The organism is Phocaeicola oris (genome assembly GCF_021295095.1).
GTDB classification, from domain to species: Bacteria; Bacteroidota; Bacteroidia; order Bacteroidales; family Bacteroidaceae; genus Phocaeicola; species Phocaeicola oris.
The window spans coordinates 112,504-129,516 of record NZ_JAJLQX010000003.1 but is presented as its reverse complement, the minus strand read 5'-3'; the positions used below and the strand labels follow the sequence as shown (position 1 = coordinate 129,516).

General features: G+C 38.4%; 12 protein-coding genes. 6 read left to right on the top strand and 6 right to left on the bottom strand.

Features of this window, described 5'->3' with window-relative positions; genetic code table 11:
• Positions 1-4: 4 nt before the first annotated feature.
• Positions 5-2,218 (bottom strand): TonB-dependent receptor, encoded by a 2,214-nt coding sequence (locus tag LO761_RS03075; RefSeq protein ID WP_272816855.1) that lies wholly within the window; start codon positions 2,216-2,218, stop codon positions 5-7.
• 11 nt (positions 2,219-2,229) lie between these two features.
• Complete coding sequence (locus LO761_RS03070; protein ID WP_272816854.1) at positions 2,230-2,880, bottom strand: HmuY family protein; 651 nt, start codon at positions 2,878-2,880, stop codon at positions 2,230-2,232.
• 485 nt (positions 2,881-3,365) lie between these two features.
• Here LO761_RS03070 and LO761_RS03065 point away from each other — a divergent pair, with 485 nt between their 5' ends.
• Together LO761_RS03065 and LO761_RS03060 are read left to right on the top strand one after the other, a co-directional pair.
• Entirely contained in the window at positions 3,366-6,158 is a 2,793-nt protein-coding gene (locus tag LO761_RS03065; protein ID WP_272816853.1) for a family 78 glycoside hydrolase catalytic domain, read from the top strand.
• Between the two features lie 165 nt (positions 6,159-6,323).
• Complete coding sequence (locus LO761_RS03060; RefSeq protein ID WP_272816852.1) at positions 6,324-6,830, top strand: flavodoxin; 507 nt, start codon at positions 6,324-6,326, stop codon at positions 6,828-6,830.
• A gap of 1,047 nt (positions 6,831-7,877) precedes the next feature.
• Here the strand turns inward: LO761_RS03060 and LO761_RS03055 are convergent.
• On the bottom strand, positions 7,878-9,089 hold the full coding sequence (locus LO761_RS03055; protein ID WP_272816851.1) for an acetate kinase: 1,212 nt from the start codon (positions 9,087-9,089) through the stop codon (positions 7,878-7,880).
• 62 nt (positions 9,090-9,151) lie between these two features.
• On the bottom strand, positions 9,152-10,165 hold the full coding sequence (pta, locus tag LO761_RS03050) for a phosphate acetyltransferase (protein WP_272816850.1): 1,014 nt from the start codon (positions 10,163-10,165) through the stop codon (positions 9,152-9,154).
• A 162-nt stretch (positions 10,166-10,327) separates the two neighbouring features.
• Between pta and LO761_RS03045 the strand changes: the two genes are divergently transcribed.
• Both LO761_RS03045 and LO761_RS03040 read left to right on the top strand, forming a co-directional pair.
• Entirely contained in the window at positions 10,328-11,230 is a 903-nt protein-coding gene (locus tag LO761_RS03045) for a DUF2156 domain-containing protein (protein WP_272816849.1), read from the top strand.
• On the top strand, positions 11,214-12,242 hold the full coding sequence (locus tag LO761_RS03040; RefSeq protein WP_272816848.1) for a GNAT family N-acetyltransferase: 1,029 nt from the start codon (positions 11,214-11,216) through the stop codon (positions 12,240-12,242). Before LO761_RS03045 ends, LO761_RS03040 begins: the two co-directional genes overlap by 17 nt.
• Here the strand turns inward: LO761_RS03040 and cdaA are convergent.
• Positions 12,239-13,000 (bottom strand): diadenylate cyclase CdaA, encoded by a 762-nt coding sequence (cdaA, locus tag LO761_RS03035; RefSeq protein WP_272816847.1) that lies wholly within the window; start codon positions 12,998-13,000, stop codon positions 12,239-12,241. The genes LO761_RS03040 and cdaA overlap by 4 nt on opposite strands.
• A gap of 5 nt (positions 13,001-13,005) precedes the next feature.
• Positions 13,006-13,845, bottom strand: coding sequence for a dihydropteroate synthase (folP, locus tag LO761_RS03030; RefSeq protein ID WP_272816846.1), 840 nt, complete (start codon positions 13,843-13,845; stop codon positions 13,006-13,008).
• A gap of 126 nt (positions 13,846-13,971) precedes the next feature.
• Here folP and LO761_RS03025 point away from each other — a divergent pair, with 126 nt between their 5' ends.
• A complete protein-coding gene (locus LO761_RS03025) occupies positions 13,972-15,270 on the top strand; it encodes a UDP-N-acetylmuramoyl-tripeptide--D-alanyl-D-alanine ligase (protein ID WP_272816845.1) in 1,299 nt (432 codons plus the stop codon).
• 524 nt (positions 15,271-15,794) lie between these two features.
• Positions 15,795-16,967: a Gfo/Idh/MocA family protein gene (locus LO761_RS03020; RefSeq protein ID WP_272816844.1), complete on the top strand. Its 1,173-nt coding sequence runs from the start codon at positions 15,795-15,797 to the stop codon at positions 16,965-16,967.
• Positions 16,968-17,013 lie beyond the last annotated feature (46 nt).

Genomic DNA, 17,013 nt, shown 5'->3' with positions numbered 1-17,013 from the left:
AAAATTAAATTCCTAAAAAATCTGCTATATTGATATTTAGAGTTCCTATAAAACTGATTCCTTTCTGTGGCAACTGCAGCGAACTATCGGATGCTTTGTCTTTGTAATTGAACAAGTTATCAACTCCAACATTCAGAGCAATGCCACGAGGGAAAGTTGCGCCTATATTCAAGGTGCACATCGTTCTTGCATTATAATGCACCATACGATATGTTTGGTTATTCGTAAAAGTGTAGTGGTCTAATGCTGAAGCCCATTGTCCGTTCAAGGAGCAATTGGCACCGATTTTCCCATATTTATGTGAATACATCGCATTAAATGTGATGGTATGTGGCCGGACAGATGATGTATTTTTACCATTAACTTCTTCATGATCATCCACATAAGCATAAGAACCGGTAAAAATCAATCCCATAGGTATTTTATATCGAATAATAGTTTCTAAAGAGGTGGCTTTAGCATTATCTGCGTTGATATATCGTAAATCATTTGTTCCGTCACCAACATTTTCCAAGGTGATTTTATTCTTAAAGCGGTTATGTGAGGCAGATACAGAGAAATTGAATCCTCCAATAGTTGCCTCGGCTGATAAAGAGTACTGATTACTTGTTTCCGGTTTTAAATCTTTGTTTCCATAAATCATGAAATAGCCCATTCCGCCCATATCATAATACTCATAGAGCTCTTTGATGGTAGGAGAACGGAATCCCTGAGAGTAGCCGGCACGTAATGTCAGAATCTCAATAGGACGATACATCATAGAGACTTTAGGAGTTACATGCCAATGATACTTTTCGTGATAATCGGAACGGATACCGGCAATCAGATTTAACTGATCTGTTATCTTCCAATCTTCTTGCAAATACATGGCATAGGTATTTATGCTGGCATTTGCACTATCTTTTAGCATATAATGTTTCAAGTATTCCCAATTACCTTCGCCACCGGCACTGATGGTATGCTTCCCAAAGGTTCCGGAATAATCTAAACGGGCTATGTGTTGTCTGTTTCGGTAGTCGGTGCGAGTAAAACCTGCTTCAAAATAGTTTTTATCTTTTTTATAATTATCGAAGACATACGAACCGGTCAATACCTGTTTTTCTCCAATCAGATATTTCAATTTCCCGTTTAGCGTATAGTCAATGAAGTAATCTTGGAATACTTTCCCTACCCTGATATCTCGTTTATTGTGATAGTATGTTCCTTTTATTTCACCGCTCAACTTATCGGTAAAAGCGTATCCTAATTTCTGTGAAGCATCCCAGATATGATATCCATAAATGGTTGTAGAGGAAGGGTCTGTTATGGTTTCTTTTGTGCCATCAGGAGAAACCGTTTTCATTGTCTTTCCTTTTTTGTCACCAATCGTATAGGTATCTTTCATTCGGTATGTGATACTTGACAAAGAACTGAATCTATTCTGTTTTGTACCGGCTGATACAGAATACTTCTGCCCGTTATTGCCTGCGTATCGGGTACTGATGTTTCCCGTGAACGGGCGTTTGGCGCTTTTCGTAATGATATTGATTACTCCGCCCAAAGCATTTGAACCATATACCGTTGATTGTGCTCCTTTGATAACTTCTATGCGTTCGATGTCATCAATGTTGAAACGGGAGAAATCAACGTTATGGTCTGCTCCTTCACCACTAACTCGTTCTCCGTCAACAAGGAACAGCATATATTCTCCATCAACTCCCTGATATTTAATCTCAGGGAGTTGACTCATGGAGTTATAAACAATTTGCAAGCCTGGCAGTTCATATTGTAGTAGTGATTCAATATTTAGAGGATTCAATGCTTCAATATCGGTTTGGGAGATGACTCGAGTCAGTACCGGGACTTCTTTTAATGGTTTCTCTATCCGGCTACCTGTGACTACAACATCGTTCAGCTGATTTTCGGCAGGAACCATATTTACGGTAACAGGATTTCCCGGGGTGGCAGAGAGTGTAACGGGCTCATATCCCATAAACGAGATACGCAATACAACACTCTTGATCTCTTTCAATAGAATAGAGAATTCCCCGGAGGAATTTGTTCCTGCGCCGATAGTTGTCCCGACGACAACTACAGATGCTCCCGGCAGTGGATTACCTTCGTTATCTGTAATCGTACCTTTAAGCTGATATTTTATATATCCATCGTCTTCTACGGCATACAAAGAGGTAGAAGCAACTGTCAGCATGAGAAATAGAATGCGAAGAATTTTTCTCATCTGAATCCTCCTTACTTACTCATATAAACAGAAGTGAATGTAACGTGTCCGTCTTTTCCTTCCGCATTTTGGTAATTGGTAAATTTAAGTTTGGCGTAACTGCCGTCCATAAACTTAACAATATAGATTAAGTTTGTTGGCGAATAGGTATAAGGAGGCATGGTGTGGGTAGGAGTTGCAGTTAACCAACTACAAAGTACGGCGTTTAATTTGGTAGTAGCGGCATAGCCCATTTTCCCTTGGAACATTCCTGACCTATCAGTGATTATCTTATTCTCAAAAGTTTCATCACCTTTATACCCGCTTGTAGGAATAGTTGTTACTTTATCCATCTCTGTCTCTGTAGTCGCAACGGCTTGTCCGTTATTGGTCTTTATATCGTAACGGTGAATGGCAATGTGCCATTTTATTTTAATATCCGATTCACTACCTTGTGCCTCGGCTGTTTCTACAACATTTCCTTTAGTCAGGTAATTCCATTTATTGAAATCGCGTAACGTTTGTGTCTGACCGGTTTCAAGATTAATATAAGTCCACTGGTCATACTTAGAAGCATCAATTGTTGTGCTGTTTTTTACAGGGATAACCGGATCATCTTTTTTACTACATGCTGTCAAACACAGTGCGACAGCGAGTATAGACATGTATTTCTTTGCATTCATAATTTTTTGTTGTTTTTATAGTTTATATTTTCGATTGCAAAAGTATGGTGAAATAGAAATAGCATCAATACCTAAAAACAAGTAAAAACAGCAGTAAAAAGCCTAAAGTAATTTGATAATTTAACCTAAAAGGAGTAATGTGCTATTATAGAGAATACAGATTTATAGGTATCTGTTTATGGAATATCGTTTGAAAAGGTATTCTTTTGTTTTTTAAGTACCTATTTCTTGTGTGTAGGAGCACTGTACCAACTTTTAGGTAGTTTCCTGTTGTGCAGGGAAGAGTCTTCATATAATAAACAAGCAAAAGAAGATGGTTCAAGTAGATTAAATCGACGAAGAGAGTGTTTGTATTTCCCGTGACTTATTTTAAATTTGCAATTCAATCAACGAAAGAGAGTTTTCTGTTACTGCAAATGAAAGTTGGTGGTTGGCAGTTTGCTAAAACGTAATCTTTGGATGAATACAATTAAATATAATACTATATGATAAAATTGAACTACCTTTTGAGTATTCCTTGTTGTTTACTTTTGTTTTTTGTTTTGTCGTCATTTTCTGTGTACGATTTGACATGCGAATTAGATAAAGCTCCGCTTGGAGTTGAAACTTCGAATCCTCGTTTTAGTTGGAAACATTTCTCTGAAGAGCGGAACTTTGTACAGTCAGCCTATCAGATAGAAGTTGCTGATGATGCTTCGAAAATAGATATGGCTAATATGTGGGATAGTGGAAAGGTGATTAGCCGTCAGTCTGTTTTGGTTCCTTATTCCGGAAACAAGTTGAATGCTATGATTACTTATTATTGGAGGGTTAGGACATGGGATAAGAACGGAAAGGTTTCAAATTGGAGTGAGATCTATTCTTTCTCAATGGGTGTCCTTTCAGAGTCGGACTGGCAAAATGCAAAATGGATTGCATTGCAGAAAGATAATAAGGCTTTCGAGTTCCTTCCGCCGGTAAACGATAACGGTGAAGCCCAAAAGCGTTTTGGCGGCCAACAGTTTGGGAATTATAAGTTGCCTCAGTTCCGGAGGACGTTCTCTTTGAAGAAGTCTTTAGCTAAGGCCATTGCTTATGTATCGGGAGTAGGCCAGTTTGATTTCTTTATCAATGGCAAGAAAGTAGGAAATCATTTCTTGGATCCGGGATGGACAAAGTTTGACAAGGAAGTCTTATATGTTCCTTTTAATGTAACTGAGAACTTAAAGGATGGAGAGAATGTTTTAGGAGTGATGTTGGGTAATGGATTTTATAACATACCCAACGATCGTTATTATAAGTTGATTACTTCTTATGGAGCTCCTAAGTTAAAGATGATGCTTCGCTTGGAATATTCCGATGGTACGACTGCATATATTGTAACAGATAAGTCTTGGAAAGCTACCGACAGTCCGATTACTTTCTCCAGTATTTATGGAGGTGAAGATTATGACGCGACGAAAGAGTTAGCCGGTTGGAAAGATGTGAATTATGATGATAGTAAGTGGCAGTCGGTTGTTATTACAGATTATAATCCGAAGATGCAATCAGAAAAAGATAATCCTATTACTATTCATTCTGTTCTTCAACCGGTGAGAGTATTCAAGAATACAAAAGGCTGGGTTTATGATTTTGGTCAGAACCTGTCAGGAATTGTGAGATTGACAGTAAAGTCGGCTGATTCAAAAAACATATTGCTTCGTCCGGCCGAACTTCTGAATCCGGATAGTACCGTTAATCAGAGCGCAACAGGACAGCCGTACTATTTCCTTTATAAGACGAAGGGTGGAAAAGAAGAGACTTGGCAACCTCAGTTTACGTATTATGGATTTAGGTATGTTCAGGTGGAGGGTGCTGTTCCCGTAGGAAAAGAAAATACATGTAACCAGCCGGAGATAATAGCTTTAGCAAGTTTGCATACTTGTAATTCTGCTCCGGAAGCGGGTTCATTCTATTGTTCCAAGCCTTTGTTCAACCGGATTTATACTTTAATTGATTGGGCGATGCGAAGTAACATGTCAAGTGTTCTGACTGATTGCCCTCATAGAGAGAAATTGGGTTGGCTGGAGCAAGATCATTTAATGATGTATTCCTTATTATATAGGTATAATATGTCTCGTTTATATGAGAAGTTGGAGAACGATATGAATACATCACAGCGTGCAGATGGTTGTATTCCTACCATTGCTCCCGAGTATGTTCGTTTTGCCAATGGATTCGAGGATACTCCGGAATGGGGCAGCGCGTTTATTATTTCTGCATGGTATGCCTATAAGTTCTACGGGGATAAAAGTAATTTTGAGAATTTTTATCCTTCAATGAAGCGTTATATAGATTATCTTTCCTCAAAAGCAAATGATCATATCATTGCTTATGGATTAGGTGATTGGTTTGATATTGGACCGAAAGACCCGGGATATTCTCAGTTGACATCGAATGGTGTTACAGCTACGGCAGTATATTATTATGATGTAACTATCATGCAGAAGATAGCAACAGTACTGGGTAATGCAAGCGATGCTTCTGAGTATGCTGCTTTGGCTGTAAAAATTAAGCAGTCGTTCAATAATCATTATTTTGATCAACAAACAAAGAAAATAGATCGAAATAGTCAGACCGCTAATGCGATGCCTTTATTTGTCGGACTTGTGGATAAAGAATATGCCGGTAATATACTTCATAATCTGGTTGAGGATATTCAAGGAAGAAACAACGCACTGACCGCAGGGGATGTAGGTTATCGCTATGTTCTTCAAATATTGCAAAAATATGGTCGATCGGATGTTATCTATGATATGAACTGCAAATACGATGTTCCGGGATATGGTTGGCAGTTGGCACATGGAGCTACGGCATTGACAGAATCGTGGCAGGCTTATGGATTTGTATCCAATAACCACTTTATGTTAGGGCATTTAATGGAATGGCTGTTTAGCGGATTAGGTGGTATCAAACAGTCGGATGAGTCGGTGGCATTTAGCGAAGTGTTAATTAATCCGTCAGTAGTAGGAGATGTCACAACTGTTACAACATCATACGAATCATCCTATGGAACAATTTTGTGTAAATGGGAGTTGAAAGGGGCTGATTATATTTTGGATGTAACAATCCCTGCAAATTCTAACGCAAAGATTGTTCTTCCAACGAAAGATATAACAAATGTTACTGATTTTGGTGAGCCTGTTTCTCAAAAGAAAGATATAAATGTAGATCAATTCGATTCAAAACTACGATTGACTGTTGGTTCAGGCACCTACCGATTTGTAGTTAAGGATTATTCATCAGATGCTGCCTATTAATAATTGGTTATGTAAAAATATTGCTAATGTAACCGGCGTAGTTCCTTGTTTTCATTAGAGAGCAATACGTTTTATTTAAATCATTATTTTTAGGTATTGAGTGGCTTTCGGTTTTCATCTAATTTTGTAATCAATAAACAGACTAATATTAAAGGAATAGAAAGTATGAATAAAACATGTATTATTTATGGTTCTTCAACGGGTACTTGTCAGGAACTTGCTGCTCGGATTGGTAAAGAGTTGGGTTTGGATTCTTCTGATATAATTGATGTAGCCAAACTTAACGCTGAACAACTAAATGGTTATCAGAATTTACTTCTCGGTACTTCCACATGGGGTGTTGGGGAACTACAGGATGATTGGTATGATGGAGTTAAAATATTAGCGTCTGCTGATTTGAAAGATAAAACCGTAGCTCTTTTTGGTTGTGGGGATTCAAGTGATTATTCTGACACTTTCTGTGGCGGAATGGGTGAGCTTTATAATATAATAAAGGAGAGTGGAGCAAAAGTTATTGGTCAAGTCCCGACTGCCGGATATACATACGATGATTCTGAAGCTGTAGTTGATGATATGTTTGTCGGTTTGGCACTGGATGAAGTGAATGAGCCGGATAAAACAGGTGCTCGAATAGACGCTTGGTTAAATACAATTAAGTCTCAATTATCATAAGTTCGTTATTTAAACACAAAATAGAAGGTGTCAAAACTAAATGACAGGATGATGCCCATGAATTTATGAAAATATATCAGAAGTATTTATCCGGTGATGCGTATGAGTCAATCGATTCGTGCGCGTCACTTTTTTTATCTCTTGATGGTAAATTAAATAAATGTGAGAGGTTCACTATGGCTTCTTTCCAAAGCGGTCTTTTCGATGTGTCTGATATAAAATATTGACTCATGGTACTATGTACATTATTTCATAATATTATATTACCCGACAGATTTCTGTATTTAGAATCATGTCAACAGTAAATTATTGTAGCAATATGATAAATCCCAAGCTATGATAGGGAGTAAAAGGAGCAAATTGCGTTGTGGCATTTTAAAATTACGTGAATTCGATGAAATAACAGGAAGCCTATGTAGAAATCTACAAAGATGGAATACGACCTTATAGTATGTTTAAAACGATGTTTTTCTCTTTTTATCAGGTTCTTTAAAATTGTCATAAAGAGATTAGTAAAAGAGAACCGTATGAATCACTCAACTCATACGTATAATCTACTTGTTTCACATAGGTGAAACAAGTGACTCACATCAGTGAAACAAGTGTATCACATCTGTGAAACGAATGTATCACATCTGTGAAACGAATGTATCACATCTGTGAAACGAAAAATTCTTTTGATGAATACGGCAACATATATGGCCACTTTCTTTGTTCCTACGTATCGGGGTAGTAGCCGCGTACCATTGATTTCTTCAAAGATTTGCGTGTCTGTTTAAGAAGCTGCGGAGATATGCGGCTTACATTATTTTGAATTCGTCGAACTCACGTTAAAATAGATAGAAAAGGATAGATAGTCAACAACAAAAAGACTGATTATTATACTGTCCTGAAAGCAGTGGATTCTAAAAAGACACTCATGGACCTGAGAACTTGTCTGGAAATAATAAAGCACCGTTCAAATATGTCGCGACGTATCTTTTGACGAAAATAAAATGAGAGCATATCATCATAGATACACCCTCATCTTATTTTGTTAAGGAACAATTATTTGTTCTCTAAGATATTCTTTGTGTCTGTTGCAATCATCAGTTCCTCGTCGGTAGGGATAACAACAATCTTGGTTTTTGAATCGGGAGTTGAAACAATACATTCTTTCAAAGTTCCCCGATGAATGGTCCGGTTGAATTCTTTGTCAAGTTTAATGCCTAAGAATTCCATGCCTTCGCAACTGTATTCACGAGAATCCCACTGGTTTTCACCAACACCACCGGCAAAAGCAAGGACATCTACACCACCTAACGCAGCAGCATACGCGCCAATGTATTTACGTATACGGTAGAAATAGATTTGTTCTGCTAAGACAGCTCGTTGATTGCCTTGTGCAATAGCGTCTTCAATTTCACGCATATCAGAAGAGATGCCGGTGATGCCCAACATTCCGGATTCTTTGTTCAGTAAGTTTGAGATGCCTTTTGCGTCCAATCCAAGTTTCTCCATCATATAAATAACGGCTCCCGGGTCGATGTCTCCACTACGAGTACCCATCACGCAACCTTCCAAAGGGGTAAGTCCCATAGAAGTATCTATACATTTACCATCCTTAATAGCAGCGATAGAAGCGCCATTACCGATATGACATGTAATTATGCGTGTGCCTTCCGGTTTGATACCGAGGAACTCACAGGCACGTTGTGAAACGTAACGATGCGATGTTCCATGGAATCCATAACGGCGAATACTATACTTTTTATATAAATCATAAGGAATGGCATAGAGATAGGCATAATCAGGCATGGTTTGATGGAATGCAGTATCGAAGACTCCTACTTGTGGAACTTTTGGTAATGCTTTCGTTACAGCGGCAACACCTTTCAGATTAGCCGGATTATGGAGCGGGGCTAAGTCGTTACACGACTCAATGACTTTCAATATCTCATCTGTCAGCAAAACAGATTGATTGAAATGTTCGCCACCATGGACAATGCGATGACCGACAGCGTCAATCTCATTTAATGATTTGATTGCGCCATATTCCGGATTGACCAAAGTTTCAAGAATGAATTCAATACCGGCGGTATGTTCAGCCATCTCTTTCTCTAATGTTTTCTTCTCTCCATTGGATAGCTTGAATTGTAAGAAAGATCCCGGAAGTCCAAGCTTTTCTACGCCACCACTTGCAATTACATTTCCTGCGGGCATATCAAACAATTTATATTTGATAGAAGAGCTTCCGCAGTTTAGAACTAAAATTTTCATACGCTTTTTTATAAAAAGATGATAGGAATCGGATACATCCGGCTCTTTCATCTATATGGTTATTATTTGTTTTCTTTAGCAGCAATTGCTTGATTGGCTGTAATGGCAATCATTTTATATATATCGTCTACAGAGCAACCACGAGACAGGTCGTTTACCGGACGCGCAATACCCTGAAGGATAGGACCAACGGCAGTTGCATGACCTAAACGTTCAACCAGCTTATAAGCTATGTTTCCAACTTCCAGACATGGCGCAATTAAAACATTTGCTTTACCGGCTACAGGAGAATTCGGAGCTTTTGTCGCGCCTACTTTTGGAACTAAAGCTGCGTCGGCCTGTAATTCACCGTCAATAAGTAAATTAGGGTCCATTTGTTTGGCCATACTTAAAGCTTCAACCACTTTATCTACAACTTCATGTTTGGCAGAACCTTTTGTTGAGAAGCTCAACATAGCTACGCGTGGTTCAATACCGGCGATATTCTTTGCCGTTTGAGCTGTACATATAGCGATTTGAGCCAATTGGTTTGTTTCAGGAACAGGGGTAACAGCTACGTCACCTATAACAACGACGCCATTATCACCGTATTCTGTAGCTTCTGTAACCAAAATCATGCCTCCGGAAACGCATGTGATGCAGGGAGCAGTCTTAATAATTTGTAATGCAGGACGAAGCACATTACCGGTTGTGTTACGTGCACCTGCCAATTGTCCATCGGCACCACCGGTTTTAATAATCATACATCCTAAGTAGAGCGGGTCAAGCATCTTCTCGCGAGCTTCTTCCATGGTCATACCTTTTTTCTTACGAAGTTCGGCTAACAGTTGAGCGTATTCTTCTTTCTTAGGATTGGTAGCGGGATCAAGGACGATTGCTTTATCAATGTTTTTTAATCCCCATTCATTTGCCAAACCTTTAATCTCAGCTTCATTACCAATAATGATCAGGTCTGCTATACCATCAGCCAATGCACGGTCGGCTGCTTTCAAAGTACGTTCTTCAGTACCTTCCGGAAGAACAATGCGCTGTTTGTTTGCTTTTGCGCGATCAATAAGTCTTGTAAATAAATCCATGATAATATTATATTTACTGATGTAATCGTTTTTATTGACTACAAAAATAGTCAAAATTGTCATATAGACCTTGCAAAATGAATATTATTTTTTATTTATGTGAGTATTCGATACAGCGAAAAACTTTTATTAATTTTGTGCCCATATTTAACTCTTTGTATCATGTTAAACTTTAAAGCTGTAACGCTTGCGGATAAAGATATAATCCAACATTTTACTTTAAACAGTACACGTAGGAACTGCGATCTTCTGTTCGCGAATCTTTGCAGTTGGATTTTTGTTTATAAGACTCAGTATGCTGTGATGAATGATTATCTCCTGTTTCGTTTCTATTCGGGAAAGCGTCTTGTTTATATGCTTCCGGTAGGTAATGGTAATCTGCGTCCTGTATTAGAGGCAATGGTTGCTGATTCCGAGTCGTTGGGTGCTCCATTACGTTTACATGGTGTTTGTGAGAATATGAGAACTGATTTGGAAGAAGCTATGCCGGATAAGTTTACTTTCACAGAAGATAGAGATTTCTTTGATTATATATATTTACGAGAAGATCTGGCGACTCTGAAAGGGAAGAAATATCAGCCTAAACGTAATCATGTGAATAAGTTTAAACGGACGTATCCGGATTATGAGTATATAGAACTGACTCCGGAACTGGTTCCTGAATGTCTCCGTTTAGAATCGGAGTGGTATACTGAAAGCTCTGGAAAAGAACGGGACGCGTTATTAGAAGAACGATGTTCCATGACTTATGCCTTGAAGCATATTAAAGAGTTGGATATTACGGGCGGAGTACTTCATGTGGGTGGCAAAATTTGCGCTTTCACTTATGGGGCAGCTATTAATTATAATACATGGGATACATGTGTTGAAAAGGCGGATACCGATATAGAAGGTTCTTATGCGATGATTAATTATGAATATGCTAATCATATAGCCGAACAGTATACCTATATTAATAGGGAAGAGGATTTAGGAATAGATGGTTTGCGAAAAGCTAAACTATCGTATCAACCAACTATTCTTTTAGAGAAATTTATTGCTGAGTATAATGACCACAAAAAGTGAAATAAGGGAGCTCTGGAAGACGTGCTTTAACGATCCTGAGGAATTCATTGATTTGTATTTCAGTCGTCGTTATTCCGATGATATCAATGTGGATATACGTAAGGACGGGAGAGTAGTTTCCGCTTTGCAGATGATACCTTATGATATGACTTTTTTTAATGCGACCATAAAAGTAGCTTATGTCTCCGGAGCTTGTACTCATCCGGATTATCGAAAGCAAGGGTTCATGCGTCGGTTGCTTACAGAGGCTCACCGGAAGATAAGAGCGAATGACGCGCTTTTCTCCACATTGATTCCTGCAGAAGACTGGCTTTTTCATTATTATCAGGTTTCGGGGTATGCTTCTGTGTTCAAGTTTGCTACAGAAAAATTGAGTTTAGATTCTTTTCTGTTTGATTATGAACGGAATCAATGGAACAAAAAATATCATTTGATTTGTTCGAAATGTAATCCGGATGTTTTTAATTATTTGAATAGGGCTCTTCGGAGTAGGCCTTGCTGTATCCAACACTCATATAATGATTTTCAAGATATTATATCCGATTTATTTTTAGATAAAGGTTTACTTCTGACAGTAAAACAACAGAGTGAAACGGTTGGATTGGTTATGACTGTGTATAAAGGTAATGATTTACTAATAAAAGAATTACTTTTTGATAATGAAGAAGTGAAGATCACATTATTGGCAGGTGTTGCAATGCACTTCCGTATATTCAATGCCTTATGGATTAGACCAAGTGCAAATGCGGATGGAGTGTATGGAATGGCTCGGCTGCTTGATGTAGAGAAAGCCTATGCAATTTACGCGAAAGCCAATCCGAAAGAAAACTTTTCGTTTTATATTACGGAGGATAAAGATATTCCTGTGAATGAAGGTATATATATAATAAGTGCGGGGGAAGTAAAGCATAGCCATCAGGATAAACCGATTGGTTTCCCGTTTACCATAGAAAAAGCGACAGCATATCTGTTCCGAAAGAATATGCCTTATATGAGTTTGATGATGGATTAATTCTCTTTAGTCAGCATACGTTCTAATTCCTCTGCGGTGAGGCGTAAATGGAATTGTCCTTTGTATGCTACTGATATACCACCTGTTTCTTCCGAAACGATGACAGCCAATGCGTCTGTCTCTTGAGAAATTCCCATTGCAGCACGATGACGCAAGCCTAACTCTTTTGGAATGTCCATATCGTGTGATACCGGTAGAATACAGCCGGCAGCTTCTATTCGTTTATTTCGGATAATCATGGCTCCATCATGCAACGGACTGTTCTTAAAAAAGATGTTCTCTATCAGACGTTGGTTAATATTGGCATTGATAATATCGCCGGTACGGATAATGTCATTCAAAGGCATCGTTTTTTCTATAACTATCAGGGCACCTACTTTACCTTTGCTCATACTCAGACAGGCCATGACAATAGGCATGATGGCTGAGCGGTCGGTTTTGTCTCCTTTGTTACCGGAAAAATAGCGGAACAGACTGCCCATACGTTTATGAGAACCCAAATGAACAAGAAACCGACGTATATCTTCCTGAAAGAGAACAATAAGTGCCAAAGCACCGACGCTGATTACTTTGTCTAAAATAGCACCCACCAGACGCATGTTCAGAACTTGCGACACAATGACCCACACTCCAAGCAATATCATAATACCGGTAAAGATATTGATAGAACCGGAATCTTTCATTAATCGGTAGGTCTGGTACAGAATATAGGCTACCAGCAAAATATCAATGAGGTCTTTTATGCCAAATTCAAACATCTTTTTTAATTTTGTTCTTTCATTTCGCGGAATATATTTACGGACTCTACAGCCTCACGTACATCGTGGACTCGTAAGATATTCGCCCCTTTCATAAGTGAGATGGTGTCGATTACTGTTGTTCCGTTTAAAGCCTCTTGTGGAGTAGTGCCGAGCAACTTATAAATCATCGACTTGCGTGATACCCCAACTAAAATGGGCAAGTCAAAGATACTAAATTCCTGTAAATTATTCAGCAACTTATAATTATCTTCTATTGTTTTTCCAAATCCAAACCCGGGATCAAGTATAATATCCTTTGTCCCTAAGTCGCGCAATGCAGCCAACTTTTCTGAAAAATAATAGAAAACTTCTTTTAAAAGATTGTCATACAGAGGATTTGTTTGCATATCCTGTGGAGTCCCTTTCATGTGCATTAGTATATAAGGAACGCCAAGTTTGGCAACCGTAGGAAACATTCCTTTATCCAGTTCGCCGGCCGAGATATCATTGATGATCGCTACTCCATATTCTTCAACACACATTTTTGCAATATCACTACGGAAGGTATCGACCGAAACGATTGCTTCCGGCACTTCTTTACGGATAATATTCAGCCCTTTTCGCAGACGGGACATCTCTTCTTCCGGTGATACATCATCGGCAAACGGACGGGATGAATAAGCCCCAATGTCAATAATAGAAGCACCTTCAGATATAATTTGATTTACCCGATTTATAATTCCTTCTTCAGTTTGTTTACGGCTTTCCGCGTAGAAAGAGTCAGGTGTCACATTCAGAATACCCATTACCTGTGGGGTATTCATGTCCATTAGTTTGCCGTTTACATTGATGTATTTTTCCATAATCTTTTTATTATAGCGCAAAATTACGATAATAATTGTTTTTTCTTTTATTTCTCGACTCAATTTTAATAGTTTGGAGTATATTTGTCATAGAATTCTCTTTTTAAAAGAATATAAAAGTTAATTATGGATATTTCAGCGTTATACAAGTGCTTTGAAGAATGCAGACGAGTTACGACTGATACACGCAACTGTCCGTATGGATCTATGTTCTTCGCTTTAAAAGGAAGTACCTTTAATGGCAATGAATTCGCGGATCTGGCTCTGGAGAAGGGCTGCCAATATGCAGTGGTTGATGAGGTTAAATACGCGGAAGGTGGTAATCCTCGTATAATTTTAGTAGAAGACAGTTTGAAGGCATTGCAAGAATTAGCCAACTATCATCGTAAAAAGATGGGTACTCGAATTGTTGCAATTACAGGAACCAATGGAAAAACAACAACAAAGGAATTGGTTTCCGCCGTGCTTCGTAAGCGTTATGAGGTGTTAGCTACGGAAGGAAATTTAAATAATGCTATCGGTGTACCTTTGACACTGCTTCAGTTGACAGAAGAACACGAACTTGGTGTAGTGGAGATGGGAGCCAATCATCCGGGGGATATTCAGGAATTGGTTCGTATTGCTGAGCCCGATTACGGACTTATCACCAATGTCGGTATCGCTCACTTGCAGGGTTTCGGCTCATTCGAAGGTGTGCTTCATGCTAAAGGTGAGCTGTACGATTATCTTCGTTATGGAGGAAAACATATTGTTTTCATTGATAAAGATAATAAGGATTTAGATGCTATCTCTCATGGGCTGACTCGTGTTACTTATGGTACGGGTAGTGCTGAAGAGTTATATATTTGGGGAAAATTGGGACCATGTAATCCCTTCCTTTCATTCGACTGGTCGCATAACGGACATGTACATACTGTTCATACTCATTTGGTTGGGGCGTATAATATGAAGAATGCTTTGGCAGCTATTACCATCGGCCGTTTCTTTAGCATTAGTGAGACGGCTATTTGCGAGGCTTTGGAAGAATATGTTCCACAGAACAATCGTTCCCAATTGGTAGAGACGGCTAACAATCACCTTATTGTGGATGCCTATAACGCTAATCCGACGAGTATGATGGCTGCTTTGGATAATTTTTCTGCTATGGATGTTCCTGAGAAAATGGTTATTTTAGGTGACATGAAAGAGCTGGGGGAGAAGAGTATGGCGGAGCATCAGAAGATTGTTGACTATTTGAAAACTTGTAAGTTTAAGAAGGTTATTTTGATTGGCAATGAGTTTGGAAAAAGTGAGAATAATTTTGAACATTATAAAGATGTGGAGGAATTCAAGACCGTTCTTACTAAAGATATTCTGCAGGGCAAGTATATTTTGATTAAAGGATCGAACAGTATGAATTTAGCTCAATTGAAAAACCTTTTATAGTAAGATATCAGAAAACAGGGAAGAACCATTTTTTACACACTTATGTGAGAACTTTTATATCGTTTCAGATAGTGTAGTTTTGCTGGTGGCATAAGTCCGTTTTGAAAAACAAGTCTAAGTAAACTCATGAACTTGTGAACCTATCTTGTGTATTTAATTTGTCTTCAAGATGATTAGAAAAAGTGACGCGTATGAATTGCTCAATTCATACATATAATTTGTTTGTTTCACATGAGTGATTCACTTGTTTCACTGATGTGATTCACTTGTTTCACTAATGTGAAACGATAAAATTCTTCTGATGAATATGGTAACTTATATGGTTCATTTCAAAAAGTTGTGTGTCCATCTAAAAAGAAGAACTGATACATAACTCATTTTTCTGACAATATTCTATTCTGTTTTCCTTTTTAATGTTCCATTCGATTTTGAAATTTTTGAAATAACACGGCTAAAAATAGGAGATTTAAAAAAAATATTCATACCTTTAGCCCAAATATTAATTTCGTTAATCTTTAAATGAAATGGAAAACAGAAAAATAAGAATGGGTATGATAGGAGGGGGGAGTGATGCTTTTATTGGAGCTATTCACCGTCGTGCTGCCTTGATGGAAAATCAAATTGAGCTTGTATGTGGTTGCTTTAGTATTAATCCGGACATCTCTTTAAGTTCCGGTCGTTCCTATTTTATCCCCAATAGTCGTATTTATCTAACTTGGCAAGAAATGATTGAGAAAGAATCTAAATTGCCCAAGGATCAAAGAATAGATTTTGTAACAATTGTCACTCCCAATAAGTTCCATTGTGAACCGGCTTTGGCAGCACTTGACGCAGGCTTTAATGTAGTTATTGATAAGCCTATGACTTATTCTTTAGAGGAGGCTTTACTACTCCGTGAAAAGGTTAAAGAAACCGGTTTAACTTTAGCTTTGACTCATGTATACAGTGGCTATCCTGCCGTAAAAGAGATGAAGAAGCGCATAGCGAACGGTGCTATAGGAAAAGTACGACGTTTGTTTGTGGAATATTCACAAGGTTGGCTGACTAAACGTATTGAGCTAAAAGGAGGTAACAATGCAGTCTGGCGTAATGATCCAAAGGCTGCCGGCAAAGGCGGTTGTGTAGGTGATATTGGTACCCATGCTTGGCACCTGGCAGAATATGTGACCGGAGCAAAAGTTACGGAAGTTTGTGCAGAGCTAAGACATATTGCGGATGGTCGTCCTTTGGATGATGATGCCGTTGCGTTTATGCATTTTGATCAAGGGTTCCCCGGTTTGTTGCAAGTTACACAGGTTGCTACCGGTGAAGCAAATAATATCCGTCTTCGCGTATATGGTGAAACGGCCGGTATGGAATGGAGACAAATGGAACCTAATATATTATATATGAAATGGTTGGATCGTCCGACAGAGGAAGTTCGTGTTGGAAACGGATACGCTTATTTGTCTGACTTTACCAAATGGAATACTCGTACTCCGGGAGGACATCCGGAAGGGTTCATTGAAGCATTTGCTAATATATATCAAAACTTTGCGTTGACTCTGCGTGCTAAGGCTAATGGAGAAACTCCTACAGAGGAGATGCTTGATTTTCCAACTGTGGAAGATGGTGTCCGAGGTATGCAATTTATAGAGACAATGGTACGTGCAGGTTACAATAATGACGAAAAGTGGCAAAAGTGGGTGGAGAAATAGCAAAAAATAATTCATTCTATTTGTTGAAAGATAAAAAAATACTAAA